The organism is Pseudomonas sp. SAS7 (assembly GCF_052112345.1).
Lineage (GTDB): Bacteria > Pseudomonadota > Gammaproteobacteria > Pseudomonadales > Pseudomonadaceae > Aquipseudomonas > Aquipseudomonas putida_Q.
Map to the genome: position 1 here is coordinate 19,902 of NZ_JBEGGO010000011.1, position 19,109 is coordinate 39,010.

Below are 19,109 nucleotides of genomic sequence, written 5' to 3' on the forward strand. Positions count from 1 at the left end.
CCTGTAGGAGCAGCCTTGTGCTGCGAAAGGGCCGCAAAGCGGCCCCAGCAATTTCAGCAACACCACTGAAAACCTGGGGCCGCTTTGCGGCCCTTTCGCGGCACAAGGCCGCTCCTACAGAGGTTGCACCGCTTTCAGGCTCAGCGCAGTTTTTCCAGCATCTGGTAGTACCACATCCCCGCCGCCAGCAGCGGGTTGCCCAGCAAATCCCCCATCGGCACCCGCACATGCTTGCACTGGGCAAAGGTGTCGAACTTCTCCAGTGTCCCGGTCAACGCCTCGGCCATGATCTCGCCCATGATGTGGCTGGTGGCAATGCCGTGCCCCGAATAACCCTGGCAGTACCACACGTTGTCCGACAGCTTGCCCAGCTGTGGGATGCGGTTGACCACGATGCCCATGGCGCAGCTCCACTGGAACTCGATGGGCACGCCTTTGAGGGCCGGGAAGGTGCGTTCGATGCACGGGCGCAGTTCGCCTTCGATGTCGCGTGAATCCTTCCCCGAGTAGTTGGCGCCACCCCCGAACAGCAGGCGCTTGTCGGCGGTCAGGCGGTAATAGTCGAGCACGAAGCGGCAGTCGTACACCGCCAGGTCCTGCGGGTTGATCTGCTCGGCCAGCTCACCCAGCGGCGCGGTGGTGACGATGCCGCCCATGGCGGGGAAGATCTTGCCCTTGAGCTGGCGCTTTTCCAGTTTGTGGTACACATCGCCGGCCAGCATCACCTGGCGTGCCTCGACCCGGCCGTGAGCGGTGACCACCGCCGGGCGCGGGCCGTGGACGATGTCCAGCACCTCGGAGTTCTCGAAGATAAGCGCACCCAGGCTGTGGGCAGCGCGGGCCTCACCCAGGCACAGGTTAAGCGGGTGCAGGTGCAGGTTGCGCAGGTTCTTCAACGCGCCCAGGTACAGCGGGCTCTGCAGGTGCTCGGCCACTGCCGCGCGGTCGAGCAATTGCACCTGCTCGCCCATGCCGCGGCGGCGGGCCTCGGCCTCGAAGGCACGCAGCTCGTCCATGTGCGAGGGCTTCATCGCCGCATGCAGGTGGCCGTGCTTGAGGTCGCAGTCGATGCCATAGCGCGCCACGCGCTGTTCGATCACCTGGTGCCCGCGCCAGCGCAGGTGCCAGATGAAATCGTCGACGTCGGCGCCCAGGTGGTTGCGCATCTGCGTGCGCATGGCCTCGTCGCCCGACAGGCTGCCGGTGACCTGGCCGCCATTGCGCCCGCTGGCGCCCCAGCCGATGCGGTTGGTTTCGACGATGGCCACCTTCAGGCCACGTTCGGCCAGCTCCACCGCCGTGGCGACGCCGGTGAAGCCGCCGCCGATGATGGCCACATCCACCTGCACCGTGCCCTTGAGCTGCGGGTACTCGGTGTGGTCGTTGAGGGTGGCGCTGTAGTAGGACGGCGCACGCTGCGCCGGGCCCTTGTTCAATACTGCGTTCATGGGTGTTCCTTGTTATGTAGGGGCTCAGGCCTGGTGCAGGTACCAGCGCCAGTCCTGCTCGCTGACTTCGGCCATGAACTGGCGGTACTCGGCGCGTTTGACCTTCAGGTACACGCCAAGGAAGTCTTCGCCCAATGCTTCGCGGGCCCAATGGGAATGTTGCAGGGCATCGAGGGCAGTCAGCCAGTCGGTGGGCAGGTGTTCGGTGGCCTGGGCATAGCCGTTGCCTTCCACCGGTGCGCCCGGGTCCAGCTGTTCGCGGATGCCCCGGTGGCTGGCGGCGAGAATCGCCGCTGCAGCCAGGTACGGGTTGGCGTCGGCGCCGCAGATGCGGTGTTCCACATGCCGACTGTTGGCCGGGCCGCCTGGCACGCGCAGGCTCACGGTGCGGTTGTCCACGCCCCAGGTCGGTGCCAGCGGCGCATAGCTGTTGGCCTGAAAGCGGCGGAACGAGTTGGCGTTGGGGCAGAACAGCAGCAGCGAGTCGCGCAGGTGGCGCAGCATGCCGGCCACAGCCTGGCGCAGCAGCGGGGTGCCGGCTTTGTCTTCACTGGCGAACAGGTTGTTGCCCGCGCTGTCGGCCAGGCTCAGGTGCATGTGCATGCCGGTACCGGCCAGGTTGGCAAACGGCTTGGCCATGAAGCAGGCCTGCATGCCGTGGGCATGGGCCACGCCTTTCACCAGCCGCTTGTAGCGCACGGCCTGGTCCATTGCCTGCAGCGCATCGCCGTGCTCCAGGGTGATTTCCACCTGGCCTGGGGCGTATTCCGAAATGGCGGTACGCGCCGGAATGCCTTGGGCCTTGCAGGCGGCGTACAGGTCGGCAAGAAACGGTTCGATCTGCTCCAGCTCACGCAGGCCATAGACCTGAGTGGCGCGCGGGCGGCCACCATCGTTGTCCAGCGCCGGCTGGGGGCGGCCCTGGGCATCGCGTTGCTGGTCGAGCAGGAAGAATTCCAGCTCGCAGGCCATTACCGGGTGGTAGCCGTCGGCTTTCAGCGCTTCGATGGTGCGCAGCAGCACATGACGCGGGTCGGCGATGCTGGCCGGCAGGCCTTCGCTCGGGTGCATGCTGACCTGCACGGCAGCGGTTGGCACCCGCCGCCAGGGCAAGCGCACCAGGCTGCCTTCAAGCGGGTAGGCGCGGCAGTCGATGTCGCCCACGTCCCACACCAGGCCCGAGTTTTCCACGTCGTCACCGTTCAGGGTCAGGCCGAGGATGGTGCTGGGCAGCGGCCGGCCGGTCTGGTAAACGGCCAGCAGTTCCTCGCGGTGCAACAGCTTGCCGCGCGGTACGCCGTTGGCGTCGAGGATAAATAGCTCGAACAGCTCGATATCGGGGTTTTCGGCCAGGAAACGGGAAGCCTGCTCTACGGGTGCAAAGTGCATGATAGATTCGCTCACGGGCGCACAGGGCCACCGCACAAGCAGGCGGCCCAGTTGAGTCAAACGGCCAGAGGAGGCCGGGTTTGGTCACAACGGCGTGAGCGAGGTGTCCGGTGGGCGCGCGTGGCGGCAGTGCCACAAAGCCCAGAAGGCGAGGATGATGTGAACCAGCGGATTTTCCCCGGCACGGCTCCGGGCCTTCGGGAGCGAAGGGCGGGACGGCGGTGGGGCGATGGGCTGGACGGGAGTCATGCCTTTGATACTCACATGCGGCGTAAGGTTGATTAAAGCAGTGAATGGCAACCTTTACATATGCCCTTGCTAAACTTTCACCCGCTATACAATCCCTGTAGGAGCGGCCTTGTGCCGCGAATGGGCCGCAAAGCGGCCCCAGGTTTTCAGTGGTGCTGCTGAAATTGCTGGGTCCGCTTTGCGGACCATTCGCGGCACAAGGCCGCTCCTACAGGGACCGTGCCAGCCTGGACAGCAAAGTAGGCCCAAATCTGCGACAATCGCGCATCCTTCGAATGCCGATCATGAAAAAGCAGGCTCACCTGCATCACTAAAAAGCCCCATGACTGACCACGCCATCGACAAACTGCTGCAAAACCTCGACCACGCCATGATTGCCGACCGCCATCGCCTGCGCCGGCAACTGCACGAACTGCGCAAGCGCCCCGACGAGGCGAAGCTGGCGCAGTGGGTGGAAAAGGTCCAGGCCTCCTGCGCCCAGGTCACCGCGCGCCAGCAGAGCGTGCCGACCGTGCGCTACGACGACAACCTGCCGATCGCCGCCAAGCGTGATGAGATCAAGAAGGCCCTGGCCGAAAACCAGGTGCTGGTGATCGCCGGCGAAACCGGCTCGGGCAAGACCACCCAGTTGCCGAAAATCTGCCTGGAGCTGGGCCGTGGCAGCCATGGCCTGATCGCCCACACCCAGCCGCGCCGGATCGCCGCGCGCAGCGTGGCGGCGCGGGTTGCCGAGGAGCTGGGCACGCCCCTGGGCGGGCTGGTCGGCTACCAGGTGCGTTTCGAAGACCAGAGCGATTCCAACACCCTGGTCAAGCTGATGACCGACGGCATCCTGCTGGCCGAAACCCAGCACGACCGCCTGCTGGAGCGCTACGACACCATCATTGTCGACGAAGCACACGAGCGCAGCCTGAACATCGACTTCCTGCTCGGCTACCTGAAGACCCTGCTGCATCGCCGGCCAGACCTGAAGCTGATCATCACCTCGGCGACCATCGACCTGGAGCGCTTCTCCAGGCACTTCGATAACGCGCCAATCATCGAGGTGTCCGGGCGCACCTTCCCGGTAGAAACCTGGTACCGCCCGCTGACCAGCGAGCAAGACGAGGAAGGCAACCAGATCGAGGACGACCTCACCGTCGACCAGGCCATCCTCGCCACCCTGGATGAGCTGGCGCACCATGAGCGCAGTGAGGGCAAGGGCCCGGGCGATGTGCTGATCTTTTTGCCGGGCGAGCGGGAAATCCGCGATGCCGCCGAGATCCTGCGCAAGGCGCAGCTGCGCCACACCGAGATTTTGCCGTTGTACGCGCGCCTGTCGCCGGCCGAGCAGCAGCGTATCTTCCAGCCGCACACCGGGCGCCGCGTGGTGCTGGCCACCAACGTTGCCGAAACCTCGCTGACCGTGCCTGGCATCCGCTATGTGATCGACACCGGTACCGCGCGCATCAGCCGTTACAGCTACCGCGCCAAGGTACAGCGCCTGCCCATCGAGGCAGTGTCGCAAGCCAGTGCCAACCAGCGCAAAGGCCGCTGCGGCCGGGTCGAACCCGGCATCTGCGTACGCCTGTACAGCGAAGAAGATTTCAACAGCCGGCCTGCGTTCACCGACCCGGAGATCCTGCGCACCAACCTGGCGGCGGTGATCCTGCAGATGCTGCACCTGCGCCTGGGCGCGATCGATGCCTTCCCGTTCATCGAGCCGCCGGATGGCAAGGCCATCAGCGATGGCTTCAACCTGTTGCAAGAGCTGTCGGCGGTCAACCGCGAGAACCAGCTCACCCCGATCGGCCGCCAGCTGGCACGTTTGCCGGTCGACCCGCGGCTGGGCCGCATGCTGCTCGAAGGCGCACGCCTGGGCAGCTTGCAGGAAGTGCTGATCGTCACCAGTGCGCTGTCGGTGCAGGACCCGCGCGAACGCCCGCCGGAGCGCCAACAGGCCGCCGACCAGGCCCACGCACAGTGGAAGGACGTGGACTCCGACTTCGCCGCGTTGGTCAACCTGTGGCGTGGGTTCGAAGAGCAGCGCCAGGCACTGACGGCCAACCCGCTGCGCAACTGGTGCCGCAAGAACTTCCTGAACTACCTGCGCCTGCGTGAATGGCGCGATGCTCACCGCCAGCTGGCACTGATCTGCCGTGACCTGCAGTTGACGGTGAACAAGGAACCGGCCGACTACCAGAAGATGCACAAGGCCATCCTCAGTGGCCTGCTCAGCCAGATCGGCCAGAAGACCGAAGAGGGCGACTACCAGGGTGCCCGTCAACGGCGCTTCTGGGTACACCCGTCGTCGGGCCTGGGGCGCAAGCGCCCGCAGTGGGTAATGGCCGCCGAACTGGTCGAGACCACCAAGCTGTATGCGCGCATGGTCGCCAAGATCGAGCCGGACTGGATCGAGCCGCTGGCCGGCCACCTGGTCAAGAAGAACCACTTCGAACCGCACTGGGAGAAAAAGCGCGGGCAGGTGGTGGCCTATGAGCAGATCACCTTGTACGGCCTGATTCTGGTTGGCCGCCGCCCGGTGCACTACGGCCCGATCGACCCGGTTACCTCGCGCGAGCTGTTTATCCGCGAAGGCCTGGTGGGGGGTGAAATCCAGTCGCGGGCCAAGTGCCTGACGGCCAACAAACGCCTGCTTGAGGAACTTGACGAGCTGGAGGCCAAGGCCCGCCGGCGCGACATCCTGGCCGACGAAGAAACGCTGTACGCCTTCTACGAAGCGCGCCTGCCGGCGGAGATTCACCAGACCGCGACCTTCGACAGCTGGTACCGCATGGGCAGCCAGAAGGACGCCAACCTGCTGATCATGCGCGAGGAAGACGTGCTGGCCCGCGAGGCCAGCGAGGTAACCGCAGCGCAGTACCCCGACAGCATGCAGGTGGGCGAGCTGCGCCTGCCGCTGAGCTACCACTTCGAGCCCGGCCACCCGCGTGACGGCGTGACTGTGCGGGTGCCGGCACCGCTGTTGCCAAGCCTGCCCGGCGAGCGCCTGGAATGGCTGGTGCCAGGCCTGCTGGAAGCCAAGTGCGTGGCGCTGGTGCGCAACCTGCCCAAGGCCCTGCGCAAGAACTTCGTGCCGGTGCCGGACTTCGTCAAGGCCTCCCTGGCGCGCATGACCTTTGGTCAAGGGGCGCTACCACAGGCCTTGGGCCAGGAGCTGTTGCGCATGACCGGTGCGCGGGTGTCCGATGAGGCCTGGGAAGAATCGGTCAAACTGGTCGAAGGCCACCTGCGGATGAACATCGAAGTGGTCGACGGCCAAGGCAAGTTCCTTGGAGAAGGCCGCGATCTGGCCGAGCTGACCGCACGCTTTGCCGCTGCCAGCCAGGCAGCGCTGGCGGTGCCACGTGATGCCAAAAGCGAACAACCGGTGCAGGCCAAAGCCTTCAGCGAAGTGAAACAGACCGCCCAGCAGAAGATTGCAGGGCTGTCGATGACCGTGTACCCGGCGCTGGTCGAAGACAACGGCACCGTGCGCGAAGGGCGCTTCTCGACCCAGGCCGAAGCCGAGTTCCAGCACCGCCGCGCGTTGCAACGGCTGTTGCTGCAGCAACTGGCCGAGCCGGCCAAGTTCCTGCGCGGCAAGCTGCCGGGGCTGACCGAACTGGGCCTGCTGTACCGTGACATGGGCCGGGTCGAGGCGCTGGTCGAAGACATTCTGCTGGCCAGCCTGGACAGCTGCATTCTCGAGGGCGAACAACCACTGCCTCGTGATGGCGCGGCCCTGGCCGGGCTGGCTGAGCGCAAGCGCGGCAGCTGGGCCGAGCATGCCGAGCGCCTGGCACGCCTGACGTTGGAGGTGCTGAAACTCTGGCATGGCCTGCAGAAGCGCTTCAAGGGCAAGATCGATCTGAGCCAGGCGGTGGCGCTGAACGACATCAAGCAGCAGCTGGGTAACCTGGTGTACCCGGGCTTTGTGCGCGAAACGCCTGGGGCCTGGCTCAAGGAGCTGCCACGCTACCTCAAGGCGGTGGAACTGCGCCTTGAGAAGCTGGGTTCGCAAGTGCAGAAGGACCGGGTCTGGTCCGGCGAGCTGGCCAACCTGTGGGCGCAGTACAAGGCCCGTGCCGACAAGCATGCCCAAGAGGGCAAGCGTGATGAGCAACTGGCTTTGTACCGTTGGTGGCTGGAGGAATATCGGGTGTCGTTGTTTGCCCAGCAGTTGGGGACCAAGGTGCCGATTTCCGACAAGCGATTGAGCAAACAGTGGAGTCAGGTGGAAGGCTAAACTTCTACAGTTGTGGCAATATTGATGCAATTTGGGGCCGCCTTGCGGCCCTTCGCGGGCACGCCCGCTCCCACAGGGATGAGCGTACGCCCCTGAATTGGCACTAAAGTGCCATTAACTTGCCATATTTCCAGCCAGCGCCCCGTGGCGATGGCCTTTGACCAGAGGAACGACCGTGTATAACGTCGTGATCAGCGGCACCGGCCTGTACACCCCGGCCCAGAGCATTTCCAACGAAGAACTGGTGGCCTCTTTCAACGCCTGGTCGCAGCAGTTCAACCAGGACAACGCCGCCGCCATCGAGCGCGGTGAAGTCGAAGCGGCGCCGTTGTCCGACGCGGCATTCATCGAAAAGGCCTCGGGCATCAAGAGCCGCTTCGTCATGGACAAGGCCGGCATCCTCGACCCCCAGCGCATGAAGCCACGCCTGCCAGAGCGTTCCAATGACGAACCGTCGGTGCTCTGCGAAATGGCCGTGGCCGCTGCCCGCCAGGCCCTGGAGCGCGCCGGCCGCACCGCTGCCGATGTCGACGGGGTAATCGTCGCCTGCTCCAACTTGCAGCGCCCGTACCCGGCCATTGCCATCGAAGTGCAGCAGGCGCTGGGCATCCAGGGCTTTGCCTTCGACATGAACGTGGCCTGCTCGTCCGCCACCTTTGGCATCCAGACCGCCGCCAACAGCGTGGCCCTGGGCCAGGCGCGCGCGGTGCTGATGGTCAACCCGGAGGTGTGCACCGGCCACTTGAACTTCCGCGACCGTGACAGCCACTTCATTTTCGGTGATGCCGCCACCGCGGTACTGATCGAGCGTGCCGACCAGGCCACCTCGGCGCATCAGTTCGACATCGTCAGCAGCAAGTTGTGGACCGAGTTTTCCAACAACATCCGCAACAACTTCGGCTTCCTCAACCGTGCAGCGGAAGAGGGTGAGGGTGCGGCAGACAAACTGTTCATCCAGGAAGGCCGCAAGGTGTTCCGCGAGGTGTGCCCGAAAGTGGCCGAGCTGATCGGTGAGCACCTGCAGGAAAACGGCCTGCAGCCGAGCGATGTGAAGCGCTTCTGGCTGCACCAGGCGAACCTCAGCATGAACCACCTGATCGTCAAGAAGCTGCTGGGGCGTGAAGTGGCCGAGGAAGATGCACCGGTGATTCTCGACCGTTATGCCAACACCAGTTCGGCGGGGTCGGTGATTGCCTTCCACCTGTACCAGGATGACCTGGCCAAGGGCTCGCTGGGCGTGTTGAGCTCGTTTGGTGCGGGGTATTCGATTGGTAGCGTGATTCTGCGCAAGCGCTGATTGCCTGGTCAGATCCGAGATAGCCGGGGCCGCTTTGCGGCCCATTCGCAGCACAAGGCTGCTCCTACAAGGATCGCGTCCCCCTGTAGGAGCAGCCTTGTGCTGCGAATTTCACAGGCAAAAAAAAGCGGGAAACGCCGGATGGGGTCGGCGTTTCCCGCTTCAGCTTGAAGCAGAGAGGGTGACGCTTAGAACTTGGCTTCCAGGTCCACCTGCAGGGTGTCTACGTCAGCATCGCTGTTCGGCAGGTTGGAGTAGTCGGTCTTGGCCATCATGTAGGCCGCGCCCAGGGCGAAGTTCTTGTCGATTTCGTAACCCACTTTGAACTTGTGGCCACGGGAACCGGTGAAGCCGTTACCGAAGTCGGAGTCGGTGAACAGGCTCACTACACCGTTACGCTGTACGTCGCGGTAGTTGTAGTCCAGGCTCCAGGCGCCGATCTTGCTCTTCAGGCCAGCCAGCCAGGCCTTGTCCTTGCCATCGGTGCTTTCGGTGTTCTTGACGAACTGACCGTAAGCCGACAGCGGGATGGCGAAGCCGGTGAAGTCGACCTGGCCGAAACCTTCCACCAGCTGGAACTCGTTGGTGGTGTTGCCCAGCGAGGCCAGGGCAGCCGAGGCCTTGTCGTTGTCGTAGCCGTAGATGCTGCCGCCCACGGTCACCTTGACGGTGTCAGCCGCGTTGAACTTGGTACCCAGCTGGGCCGCATACAGCTGCGCGTCGTGCTTGTACTGCACGCCGTCGCCGTCTACGTTGTCCTTCAGGTTGTAGTGGCCGATGCTGCCGAACACTTCGGCCGGGCCGAGGTTGGTCTTGTAGGTTGCGGCCACGCCTTCCGGGTTGATGTCGCTGTCCCAGATGATGTCGCCCATGCTCACCCATGGCTGCATCATCTTGCCGCCGATCAGGTGCAGGTTAGGCACGGCAGTCGGGTGCCAGTCGAGGTAGGCCAGGTCGACCCACAGCGATTTCTTCTCGAAGTAGTTGTCCAGGCTCTGGTTGGTCGAGCGGGCATCGGCGCTGCTACCGGTGGCCACACGCACGCCGGCGTCGACCTGTGGGTTGATCTCGCTGTAGAAACCGACACGGGCACGCACGCGCTCACGGTCCTGGTTGCCACTGCGGGAGATCGGGTTGTCGACGTTGACGTCTTCGTAACGCAGGCGCACATCACCCTTGATCTGGGTCTTGGCGGCCCATGCCACTTTTTGTTCAAAGGAGCTCATACGTTCGGACTGAGCTTTCTGGTCGGCCTTTTCCTTGGTTTCTTTTGCCAGGTCGCCCTGCAGTTCGTTGTACTGCGCCTGATTGATCGAGCCGTTGGCGCGGAGCATTTCGAGCAGCTTGGCGTCGACAGCAGCACTGGCCGGGGCGCTCAGAGCCAGCATCATGCCGGTGAGGCTTACTCCGGTAAGTGTAGAAACAAGACGCATAAGGTTCTCCCTACTGAAAAAAATGGGGGAGGCTCAAGCGCCTGCCCCTGCGTTGGCATGTCTTCGGAAAGGGCCTGAATAGACAGGTTCTGGGGTTCCGGAAAACAGGCGCAAGTATTGCGGGGGCCAATGACAGATTAATGTCTAATTAGTGGCACTGCTGTTAAGTAATTGAGAATAAAAGGATCAGCCCGGCGTTCGTCATTTGAGTGTCGAGCGTTCCTTGGGGATACTGAACGCCTTCAGACAGCGAGCCGAAACCGTGACCAGCCTGTATAGCCTTGCCCATTTGCGTGATCTTCCGGCGGCCACCTGGGATGCCCTGGTGCCGGCGGGCCAACCGTTCCTGCGCCATGCCTTCCTCAGCGCGATGGAAGACAGCGGTAGCGTGCAGCGCAACACCGGCTGGGCCGCCGAGCACCTGGTGCTGGAGCGTGACGGGCAGGTGCGGGCACTGTTGCCGGCGTACCGCAAGTGGCACTCGTTTGGCGAGTATGTGTTCGATCATGGCTGGGCCGATGCTTGTGAGCGGGCCGGTATTGCCTACTACCCCAAGCTGCTCGGCGCCGTGCCGTTCAGCCCGGTCAGCGGCCCACGCCTGCTGACGGCCGACCCGGCTGACGGTTTACTGATGCTGCAGGCCCTGCCGGAGTATCTGGGCAAGGGCGGCCTTTCCAGTGCACACATCAACTTCACCGACCCGGCGCTGGACGCGCAGTTGGCGGGCCTGCCCGGGTGGATGGAGCGCCTGGGTTGCCAGTTTCACTGGCAAAACCGGGGGTACCGCGACTTCCAGGATTTTCTCGACAGCCTGAGCTCGCGCAAGCGCAAGCAGATGCGCAAGGAGCGTGAGCAGGTGGCAGGGCAGGGCATCGAATTCCGGTGGTACCGCGGTGATGAACTGGACGAGGCACAGTGGGATTTCGTCTTTCAGTGTTATGCCAACACCTATGCGGTGCGCCGACGCGCGCCTTACCTGACCCGCGAGTTTTTCAGCCTGCTGGCCGAACGCATGCCCGAGGCGCTGCGTGTGGTCATGGCCCGTCAGGGTGGGCGCGATGTGGCAATGGCCTTGAGCCTGGTGGGGGGCGACAGCCTGTTTGGCCGCTACTGGGGGTGCCTGGATGAATTCGACCGGCTGCATTTCGAAACGTGTTTTTACCAGGGCATGGACTTTGCCATTGCCGAGGGTTACCAGCGTTTCGATGCCGGGGCGCAGGGCGAGCACAAGCTGATACGCGGGTTTGAGCCTGTGTTGACGCGGTCCTGGCATTACCTGCTGCACCCGGGGTTGCGGCGGGCGGTGGAGGATTTTCTGCTGCAGGAGCGGGAAGGGGTGAGGGGGTATGCCGAGGAGGCGCGGGGAATGTTGCCTTACCGCCGGGCCTGATGCGTCTTCGGCTGCAGCGCGATCCCTGTAGGAGCGGCCTTGTGTCGCGAAAGGGCCGCAAAGCGGCCCCGGCAATTATTGCTGCGAAGCTGAAAGCCTGGGGCTGCTGCGCAGCCCTTTCGCGACACAAGGCCGCTCCTACAAGAAGCGCGCCGTAGCGCAGATCAGTCGACCCCGACAAAGCCCCCAGTCTGGTGATGCCACAATCTGGCATACAACCCCTGCTGCTCCAGCAACTCAGCATGGCTGCCGCTCTCGACAATCCGCCCTTTGTCCAGCACCACCAGCCGGTCCATCCGCGCAATGGTCGACAGCCGGTGGGCAATGGCGATCACGGTCTTGCCTTGCATCAGCGTCTCCAGGCTTTCCTGGATGGCTGCCTCCACCTCCGAGTCCAGCGCTGAAGTGGCTTCGTCCATGATCAGGATCGGCGCATTCTTCAACAGCACCCGGGCAATGGCGATGCGCTGGCGCTGGCCGCCCGACAACTTGACCCCGCGCTCACCCACATGGGCATCGAAGCCGGTGCGCCCTTGGGCGTCCGACAGCTGCGGGATGAACTCGTCGGCGCGGGCGCGGCGAACGGCTTCGTGCAACTCCGCCTCGCTGGCATCGGGGCGGCCGTACAGCAGGTTGTCGCGGATCGAGCGGTGCAGCAACGAGGTGTCCTGGGTGATCATGCCGATCTGTGCGCGCAGGCTGGCCTGGCTGACTTCGGCAATGTTCTGGCCATCGATTAGGATGCGCCCGCCCTGCACGTCATACAGGCGTAGCAGCAGGTTGACCAAGGTCGACTTGCCTGCCCCGGACGGGCCGATCAGGCCGATTTTCTCGCCCGGGCGAATGTTCAGGTCGAGCCCTTCGATCACATTGGCAGCCTTGCCATAGTGGAAGTCGACATCATCGAAATGCACCGCGCCGCGGCTGACCTTGAGCGCCGGCGCGTTGGGCTGGTCGGTGACGGTAACCGGCTGGGCGATGGTTTGCAGGCCGTCCTGGACCATGCCGATGTTCTCGAAGATGCCGTTGACCACCCACATGATCCAGCCCGACATGTTGACGATGCGGATCACCAGGCCGGTGGCCAGGGCGATGGCGCCAACGGTGATCAGCGACTGGCTCCACAGCCACAGCGCCAGGCCTGTGGTGGCGACCACCAGCAGGCCGTTGAGGGTGGTGATGACCACGTCCATGCTGGTGATCACCCGCGAGGCCAGCTGGGTTTTCTCGGTTTGCTCGCGGATCGCTTCACGTGCGTATTGCTGCTCGTAGTCGGTGTGGGCGAACAGCTTCAGCGTCGCGATATTGGTGTAGCCGTCGACGATACGCCCCATGAGCTTGGAGCGGGCATCGGACGAGATCACCGAGCGCTCCTTGACCCGTGGCACGAAGTAGAACAGCGCGGCGATGTAGCCGGCGATCCAGACCAGCAGCGGCAGCATCAGGCGCCAATCGGCTTCTGCAAACAGCACCAGCGAGGTGATCGCATAGATCAGCACATGCCACAACGCGTCCACCGCCTGCACGGCAGAATCACGCAGCGAGTTGCCGGTCTGCATGATGCGCTGGGCAATGCGCCCGGCGAAGTCGCTCTGGAAGAAATTCAGGCTCTGCTTGAGCACATAGGTGTGGTTTTGCCAGCGGATCAGGCTGGTCATGCCGGGGTTGATGGTCTGGTGTACCAGCAGGTCGTGCAGGCCGAAAAACAACGGCCGCAGCAGCAGGATCACCACCAGCATCCAGATCAGTTCACCGCTGTGCTCGCTGAAGAAGCTGGCATTTGGCGTGCCCTGGGCCAGGTCGATGATGCGGCTGAGGTAGCTGAACATCGCCACCTCGATCAGCGAGGCGAACAGGCCGACCACCAGCAGGGCGAGGAAGCTGGGCCAGACCTGGCGCAGGTAATACAGGTAGAACGGCCACACGGTGGTGGGGGGCGATTCACTGGGTGCTTCGCGAAAGATATCGATCAGCTGTTCAAAACGACGGTACAGCATGGGTAACGACACTCCTGTTCCATCCGGCCCTCAGGCGGTTGCACGTCCCTGTGCAGCCTGCGGTCAGTCGATGCGTTTGGCCGACTTGATGTAGACCGGGTCGGTCGGTACATCACGCATGCCTTTTTTGATGGTGGTGGGCGAGTTGACGATCTGGTCGACCACTTCCATGCCCTTGGTCACCTTGCCGAACACGGCGTAGCCACGGTCTCGGCCCGGGTTGAGGAAGTCGTTGTCGGCCACGTTGATGAAGAACTGGCTGGTCGCCGAGTTCGGGTCAGAGGTGCGCGCCATCGACAGGGTGCCGCGGGTGTTCAGCAGGCCGTTGCCGGCTTCGTTGCGGATCGGGTCATTCGTTGGCTTCTGATTCATCTGCTCGGTGAAACCACCGCCCTGCACCATGAAGCCCGGGATCACGCGGTGGAAGATGGTGTTGTTGTAGAAGCCGCTGTCGACGTACTCGAGGAAGTTCTTGGTACTGATCGGCGCCTTCTCGGCGTTCAGCTCGATTTCGACCTGGCCGAAGCTGGTGTCCAGCATGACGTGCGGGGTCTTGTCGGAGGCCATGACGCTGGTGGCGAAGGCGACCGAGCAGGCGGTGAGCAGAAGTTTTTTCAGCATGGGCTCAAAGATCCTTGAGAGGTGGAAGCGGCTGCGAGGAACTGCAGCAGGGTCTGGTTGAAGACCTCGGGTTGATCGAGTGGCGTAGCGTGCCGGGAATCGTCGACAACGACCAGCCTGGCGTTGGGCATCAGGGCGACGTAACGCTCTTTCAGTTGTATCGGGGTGTAATCGTGGTCGGCGGCGATCACCAGGGTAGGACAGTAGATTTGCCCGATGCGTTCCTGCACGCCCCAGTCGACGATGGCGTCGAAGCTCTTGAGGTAGGCGCGTTTGTCATTGCGCGCCCAACGCTGGGCCATCTTCTGCCGCAAGTCTGCTTGATGGGGCTTGGGGAACAGGCGCTCGGCCAGGCCCTTGCCGACGGTTTCGACACTGAGCAGGCGCGCCAGGCCCCAGCGCTTGAGCCACCAGGCCCAGTCACTGCGGGTACGGCGCTTGACCTCGGGGGCGCTGTTGACGATGCACAGGCTGCGCAGCCACTGCGGGTGGTCGACAGCGAACTGAAAACCCACCATGCCGCCCATGGACAGGCCCACGAAGTGCACGGGGCCCGTGTGCAGGTGTTCGAGCAGGGCCAGCAGGTCGGCACTGAAGGTGGCGATCTGGTAACCGTCGCGCGGCTTGTCGGAGCGACCGTGGCCGCGGATGTCCATGAGGATCACCCGGTAATGACGGCTGAGCACCGGCACCTGCAACTCCCAGTCCTGGCAGCTGGAGCCCAGGCCGTGCAGCAACACCAAGGGTTCGCCCTGGCCATATTCCTCGTAATGCAGTGTGCATCCTTCGTGTTCGAAATAGGCCATGGGCGCGGTCCTCTCAGGCTTGCGGGGGGGCTGCGAAGGGCACGTCCAGTGGCGCGGTGTCGAAGTTGCGCAGCAGGTCGATGAGAATCTGCGTGGCCGGGCCCAGGGTCTTCTCTTTGCTCGAATAAAGGTAGAACAGTGGGTGACGGCTGCCACCCTGATCCAGTTGCAGCGGTTTGAGCACGCCTTCAGCCAGCTCGCGCTCGATCATGTGCCGGGGCAGCCAGGCAAAGCCCAGGCCGCTGCTGACGAAGGTGGCGGCGGTGCCCAGGCTGCCGACGGTCCAGCGCTGCTCGGCACCCAGCCAGCCGACGTCGCGTGGCTGCGCGCGGCCGGAGTCGCGGATAACTACCTGCAGCTGGCTTTCCAGGTCCTGGAAGGTGAGTTCCCGGCCCAGGCGGTGCAGGCTGTGTTCAGGGTGGGCGACGGCGACGAACTCCACCGCGCTCAGCTCGGCGCCCAGGTAGCCGCCAATGCTGTAGCTGCTGATGGCCAGGTCGGCGATACCTTCGTGCATCACTTCTTCTACGCCAGACAACACTTCTTCACGCAGGCGCACCCGGCAGCCGCGGCTTTGCGGCATGAACGCGGCCAGGGCACGTACCAGGCGGGCGCTGGGGTAGGCGGCATCGACCACCAGCCGCACCTCGGCTTCCCAGCCTTGTTCCATGTGGTGGGCAAGGTCTTCGAGCTGGCTGGCTTGCTTGACCAGGTGGCGTGAGCGGCGCAGCAGCACGTTGCCCGCCTCGGTGAGCACCGCCTTGCGGCCGTCGATGCGCAACAGTGGCACGCCCAGTTGTTCCTGCATGCGGGCCACGGTGTAGCTGACCGAGGACTGCGAACGGTGCAGTGCCTCGGCGGCCTGGGCAAACCCGCCGTGATCGACCACTGCTTGCAGGGTTCGCCACTGGTCAAGGGTTACGCGCGGCGCTTTCATCTTTCGCTCCTGTTGTCCTAAGCTGCGCTCTTTCAAGGAGAGCGGCCCATGAAGAAATGTTGTGCGGCAATACTGATGTGCCTGCCCCTCGGGGCCATGGCCTATCCCATCGATGTGGAGAAGGAACTGACCGGAGTCAAGCTCGACTACACCGCCTATGACACGGCCTACGACATTGGCGCCATTACCCTGAACAACTATGGGCAAGTACCGGCGGCGTGCAAGGTCACCTTCCGCAACGGCCCGGAAGCACCGCGGGTACGCCGGGTGAATGTACCGGCCGGCAAAAGCGTGGATGTCACTGCCAAATTCAACAGGCAGATCATCAAACTACGGATCGCCGTGAACTGCAGTCCGGAATAAACTGATTAATCGATTGATTGAACCCACTTTTTACGCTTTTTTATCGATAGGTCAAGCCTTAATCTCACCTCCATCGAATCGCACCCTTTTCGCCGATGGAGGCACCCCATGTCCCGCGTACTGATCATCGAAAGCAGCGCCCGCCAGCAGGATTCCGTTTCCCGTCAGCTGACCCGTGATTTCATTCAGCAATGGCAGGCCGCTCACCCGGCTGATCAGATTACTGTGCGTGACCTGGCCGTAAACCCGGTGCCGCACCTGGACGCCAACCTGCTGGGTGGCTGGATGAAGCCCGAAGAACTGCGCAGCGCCGCCGAACTGGATGCGCTGGCCCGTTCCAACGAACTGACTGATGAATTGCTGGCTGCCGACGTGCTGGTGATGGCTGCGCCCATGTACAACTTCACCATCCCCAGCACCCTCAAGGCCTGGCTGGACCACGTGCTGCGTGCCGGCATCACCTTCAAGTACACCCCCACTGGCCCGCAGGGCCTGCTGACCGGCAAGCGCGCCATCGTCCTGACTGCCCGCGGCGGTATCCACGCTGGCGCTACCAGCGACCATCAGGAACCGTACCTGCGCCAGGTGATGGCTTTCATCGGCATTCACGATGTTGACTTCATCCATGCCGAAGGCCTGAACATGAGCGGCGAGTTCCACGAGAAGGGCGTCAACCAGGCCAAGGCCAGGCTGGCGGCGGTGGCCTGAGGCTTCACGAATTCCCAACCCTGACACCTGTTTTTGCTCCTTTGGGTGTACTGCCCGGCCAATGGCCGGGCTTTTTTATTTTTTGTGCATATGCGGTCTGCTTGTGCTCTGTGTAGGAGCGGCCTTGTGCCGCGAAAGGGGTGCGAAGCGCCCCCAGGATTTCTGCACAGCAGCACATATTGCCGGGGCTGCTTTGCACCCCTTTCGCGACACAAGGCCGCTCCCACAAAGACCGCGTTCGCCGTCACCCCTACATTCCTCATGGTTGAACTCATTTACCGCAACCCGCTAAGGTCGCGGCCTTGATTACGAGAGGCAACCATGGGCTACCTGATAATCGTCGCGCTGATCCAGGCGTTTTCCTTCAGCCTGATCGGCGAGTACCTGGCCGGGCACGTCGACAGCTACTTCGCCGTGCTCGCACGGGTGCTGCTGGCCGGCCTGGTATTCTTGCCGCTGACCCGCTGGCGCCAGGTCGAACCGCGTTTCATGCGCTCGATGCTGCTGATCGGCGCACTGCAATACGGCATCACCTACGTCTGCCTGTACCTGAGCTTCCGCGTACTCACGGTGCCAGAGGTGCTGCTTTTCACCATCCTCACGCCGTTGCACGTGACGTTGATCGAAGACGCCATGAACCGGCGTTTCAACCCATGGGCACTGCTGGCGGCGCTGGTGGCTGTAGCCGGGGCTGCGGTGATCCGCTTCGACAGCATCAGCGGCGAGTTTTTCATCGGTTTCCTGCTGCTGCAACTGGCCAACTTCACCTACGCCGCCGGCCAGGTGCTGTACCGCCACCTGGTCGCGCGCAACCCCAGTGACCTGCCGCACTACGCCCGCTTTGGCTACTTCTACCTGGGCGCCTTGCTGGTGGTGCTGCCGGCCTTCCTGCTGTTCGGCAATGCCCAGCACCTGCCGAGTACCGATGTGCAATGGCTGGTGCTGTTGTTCCTGGGCCTGTGCCCGACGGCGCTGGGCCTGTACTGGTGGAACAAGGGCGCGTGCATGGTTTCTGGCGGTACGCTGGCGGTCATGAACAACCTGCATGTGCCGGTGGGGTTGCTGCTGAACCTGCTGATCTGGAACCAGCACGAGCCGCTGGGGCGGCTGTTCATCGGCGGTGCGATCATCCTGGCGTCGGTGTGGCTGAGCCGGTTGGGCGCACACGCGCAGGCACCGCTGGCCAACAAGGCCTGACATGCACACCATATTCGTCATTGTTGCGCCGATCTTCGCCCTGATCCTGGTCGGTTATCTGTGCCGCAAGACCAACAAACTGGGTGACAAGGCCGCCGCCGAAATCAACAAGATGGTGGTCTGGCTGTGCCTGCCGGCGTTGCTGTTCAAGGTAACGGCCACTGCCACCTGGAGCGAGATCTGGCACCCGGGTTTCATCGCGGCCTTCGGCACGGGCGCCCTGGCCATGTTCGTGGTCACGCTGTTGTGGCGCTTGAACAGCGGCCATGGCCTTGTAGCGTCGAGCATCGACGGGCTGAGTGCGGGGTATGCCAACACCGGCTATATAGGCATCCCGTTGTGCCTGCTGCTGTTCGGCCAGGCGGGCTTGCAGCCGGCGCTGATCTCATCGTTGATCGTGGTGTGCCTGGTGTTCGCCATTTCGCTGACGCTGATCGAGGTCGGGCTACAGGAGGAGCGGCATATCGGTCGCGCCGTGGTGGTCGTTGGCAAGGCGTTGGCGAAGAACCCGCTGGTGATTTCGCCGCTGGTGGGGGCGGGGTGGGCCATGAGCGGGTTGGGTCTGGCCGAGCCGGTGCTGCATTTTCTCGACATGCTGGCGCTGGCCACCACGCCGTGCGCCTTGGTATCGCTGGGTGCATTCCTGGCAGAAAAGCGTGCGGGTGCGCCAGCCAGCCCGTGGCCACTGGTGGCCTTGAAGCTGGTGGGGCAGCCGGCGTTGACCTGGGTGCTGGCATACAAGGTATTCAGCCTGCCGAGCATGTGGGCGGCTTCGGCGGTGCTGCTGGCGGCCCTGCCGACCGGCACTGGGCCGTTCATGCTGGCGGAGTATTACAACCGCGAGGCGGGGCTGATTTCGCGGACGATCCTGTTGTCGACCGTGGCTTCGCTGGTGACCTTGACCGGGCTGTTGTATCTGCTGGGTTATGCGGGGTGATTCGAGGGCGCTTTGCGCCCCATTCGCAGCACAAGGCTGCTCCTACAGGGAACGCGTACATCCTGTAGGAGCAGCCTTGTGCTGCGAATGGGCTGCAAAGCAGCCCCGG

14 protein-coding genes are annotated in these 19,109 nt (G+C 63.5%); 7 read left to right on the forward strand and 7 right to left on the reverse strand.

The genetic code is table 11. The annotated features are described in order from the left end of the window. Window positions 1-140: 140 nt before the first annotated feature. Together ABI582_RS18240 and ABI582_RS18245 are read right to left on the reverse strand one after the other, a co-directional pair. The gene (locus ABI582_RS18240; protein WP_258653609.1) at window positions 141-1,448 is read right to left on the reverse strand and encodes an NAD(P)/FAD-dependent oxidoreductase; all 1,308 of its coding nucleotides are present in this window, start codon (window positions 1,446-1,448) and stop codon (window positions 141-143) included. Between the two features lie 24 nt (window positions 1,449-1,472). Then, window positions 1,473-2,837, reverse strand: coding sequence for a glutamine synthetase family protein (locus ABI582_RS18245; RefSeq protein WP_049276585.1), 1,365 nt, complete (start codon window positions 2,835-2,837; stop codon window positions 1,473-1,475). A 571-nt stretch (window positions 2,838-3,408) separates the two neighbouring features. Between ABI582_RS18245 and hrpA the strand changes: the two genes are divergently transcribed. After that, entirely contained in the window at window positions 3,409-7,314 is a 3,906-nt protein-coding gene (hrpA, locus tag ABI582_RS18250; protein WP_442119876.1) for an ATP-dependent RNA helicase HrpA, read from the forward strand. A 175-nt stretch (window positions 7,315-7,489) separates the two neighbouring features. After that, window positions 7,490-8,611: a beta-ketoacyl-ACP synthase III gene (locus ABI582_RS18255; protein WP_442119877.1), complete on the forward strand. Its 1,122-nt coding sequence runs from the start codon at window positions 7,490-7,492 to the stop codon at window positions 8,609-8,611. A 188-nt stretch (window positions 8,612-8,799) separates the two neighbouring features. Here ABI582_RS18255 and ABI582_RS18260 read toward each other — a convergent pair whose 3' ends face one another. Next, window positions 8,800-10,044 carry a putative porin gene (locus ABI582_RS18260; RefSeq protein ID WP_016488555.1) on the reverse strand — a complete coding sequence of 415 codons (1,245 nt, stop codon included), beginning with the start codon at window positions 10,042-10,044 and terminating at the stop codon, window positions 8,800-8,802. Window positions 10,045-10,306: 262 nt separating this feature from the next. Between ABI582_RS18260 and ABI582_RS18265 the strand changes: the two genes are divergently transcribed. Continuing rightward, window positions 10,307-11,434: a GNAT family N-acetyltransferase gene (locus tag ABI582_RS18265; RefSeq protein WP_442119878.1), complete on the forward strand. Its 1,128-nt coding sequence runs from the start codon at window positions 10,307-10,309 to the stop codon at window positions 11,432-11,434. A 164-nt stretch (window positions 11,435-11,598) separates the two neighbouring features. Here ABI582_RS18265 and ABI582_RS18270 read toward each other — a convergent pair whose 3' ends face one another. From ABI582_RS18270 to ABI582_RS18285, 4 genes are all read right to left on the reverse strand, one after another. Further along, window positions 11,599-13,431 (reverse strand): ABC transporter ATP-binding protein, encoded by a 1,833-nt coding sequence (locus tag ABI582_RS18270; protein ID WP_442119879.1) that lies wholly within the window; start codon window positions 13,429-13,431, stop codon window positions 11,599-11,601. 63 nt (window positions 13,432-13,494) lie between these two features. Beyond that, on the reverse strand, window positions 13,495-14,052 hold the full coding sequence (locus ABI582_RS18275; protein WP_442119880.1) for a peptidylprolyl isomerase: 558 nt from the start codon (window positions 14,050-14,052) through the stop codon (window positions 13,495-13,497). Further along, window positions 14,046-14,858, reverse strand: coding sequence for an alpha/beta fold hydrolase (locus ABI582_RS18280; RefSeq protein WP_442119881.1), 813 nt, complete (start codon window positions 14,856-14,858; stop codon window positions 14,046-14,048). The genes ABI582_RS18275 and ABI582_RS18280 overlap by 7 nt, the downstream gene beginning before the upstream one ends. 13 nt (window positions 14,859-14,871) lie before the next feature. Next, the gene (locus ABI582_RS18285; protein WP_019473600.1) at window positions 14,872-15,795 is read right to left on the reverse strand and encodes a LysR family transcriptional regulator; all 924 of its coding nucleotides are present in this window, start codon (window positions 15,793-15,795) and stop codon (window positions 14,872-14,874) included. Between the two features lie 48 nt (window positions 15,796-15,843). Between ABI582_RS18285 and ABI582_RS18290 the strand changes: the two genes are divergently transcribed. From ABI582_RS18290 to ABI582_RS18305, 4 genes are all read left to right on the forward strand, one after another. After that, complete coding sequence (locus ABI582_RS18290; RefSeq protein ID WP_024717905.1) at window positions 15,844-16,158, forward strand: hypothetical protein; 315 nt, start codon at window positions 15,844-15,846, stop codon at window positions 16,156-16,158. 108 nt (window positions 16,159-16,266) lie between these two features. Then, complete coding sequence (locus ABI582_RS18295) at window positions 16,267-16,866, forward strand: FMN-dependent NADH-azoreductase (RefSeq protein WP_338744843.1); 600 nt, start codon at window positions 16,267-16,269, stop codon at window positions 16,864-16,866. Window positions 16,867-17,187: 321 nt separating this feature from the next. Continuing rightward, window positions 17,188-18,063, forward strand: a complete 876-nt coding sequence (locus ABI582_RS18300; protein WP_442119882.1) for a carboxylate/amino acid/amine transporter — start codon at window positions 17,188-17,190, stop codon at window positions 18,061-18,063. A 1-nt stretch (window position 18,064) separates the two neighbouring features. Beyond that, entirely contained in the window at window positions 18,065-19,000 is a 936-nt protein-coding gene (locus tag ABI582_RS18305; protein ID WP_338744841.1) for an AEC family transporter, read from the forward strand. Window positions 19,001-19,109 lie beyond the last annotated feature (109 nt).